We start from the raw sequence: 1,321 nt of genomic DNA, 5'->3' as shown, positions 1-1,321 counted from the left end.
GCCCCCCCGATCTGCTGACCACGCTGAACGGCCAGTGGTGCCGGGCGTTGGGTCGTCTGGTGGTGCCCGAGGAGATGGCCGACGAGCTGGTCGGGATGATCGGTGCCCGGTTGGCCGGGCTGAGCGTCGGCGACCCGTTGGCGCCGGAGACCGACCTCGGACCGATCGTGCACCCGGGCCACCTGGCCTCCTTGCAGACGGCGATCGCGGAGCGGGTCGAGGCGGGCGGCACCGCCCACGCCACCACCAAGCTTCCGGACGGTCCGGGCACCTTCCTGGCGCCCACGCTGATCACCGGCGTGCCCAGTGAGGCGGCCGTGCACGAGGTCTTCGGTCCGGTCGCCACGGTGCACGGCTACCGCACGCTCGAGGAGGCGGTGGCGCTGGCGAACGGGACGCCCTTCGGCCTGGAGGGCTACGTGGTCGGCACCGACGTCGAGGCCGCTCTGGCCCTCGCCCGCCAGGTCCGCGCCGGCGAGGTCAAGGTGAACGGCTCGACGATCATGAGCCTGCACCTGATGACGCCGCGTCCGGCCTGGGGACTCTCCGGGATGGGCGAGGAGGGCACGGTCGAGACGATCCGGATCTTCACCGGGGCCCGCGTCGTCGGGGTCGAGGGCGGCTACGCGCTGCACGGGCGATGAGCCCGGCCGCCGATCGCCTGCGAGCCGCGCTGAGCGGCGACCGGGTGGTCCGGTTGCCCGGGGTCTACGACGCCGTCTCCGCGGCGCTCGCTGCTCGTGCCGGCGCGACGGCGGTGCACCTGTCCGGGGCGACCGTCTCCGCGGTCGAGCTGGGGCTTCCCGACTTCGGGTATGTGCACGGCACCGACATCGCCCGTAGGGCGGCGTCGTTGGCGCCGGCGCTGGCCGGGGTGCCGATCCTCGCCGACGCCGACACGGGATACGGCAACGCCCTGCAGGCGGCGCACACAGCGCGCGCCTATGCCGCCGCCGGGATCGCCGGCCTGCACCTCGAGGACCAGGTGGCGCCCAAGCGCTGCGGACACCTCGGTGGCAAGGAGGTGGTCGGCCTCGACGAGGCGGCCGGCCGGATCCGCGCGGTGGTCGAGGCGGGCAGCGGGCTGGTCGTGGTGGCACGCACCGACGCGCTGTCGGTGGCGGGCCTGGACGACGTCGTCGAGCGCTGCCGTGCGTTCGCCGCGGCCGGTGCCGACGCCGTCTTCGTGGAGGGCGCGGACGCCGCCGCTCTGGCAGCGGTCCGCGACGCCCTGGCGGCCGACGGACGGCCGCTGCCGCAGATGTACAACCGCTCGGAGGCCGGCGGCGCGATCGACGCCGGGCCGAGCGACGAGGAGCTG

General features: G+C 75.0%; 2 protein-coding genes. Both read left to right on the top strand.

Annotation, left to right across the window (positions count from 1 at the left end; genetic code table 11):
- Window positions 1-644: aldehyde dehydrogenase family protein (locus tag ABD151_RS15575; protein WP_343995690.1), on the top strand; the 644-nt coding region annotated here is incomplete at its 5' end.
- The coding region (locus ABD151_RS15570) for an isocitrate lyase/phosphoenolpyruvate mutase family protein (RefSeq protein WP_343995689.1) at window positions 641-1,321 on the top strand (681 nt) is incomplete at its 3' end. The genes ABD151_RS15575 and ABD151_RS15570, both read left to right, overlap by 4 nt.

Source organism: Nocardioides dubius (assembly GCF_039528155.1).
Taxonomy (GTDB): domain Bacteria; phylum Actinomycetota; class Actinomycetes; order Propionibacteriales; family Nocardioidaceae; genus Nocardioides; species Nocardioides dubius.
This window is presented reverse-complemented; position numbering and strand designations above follow the sequence as displayed.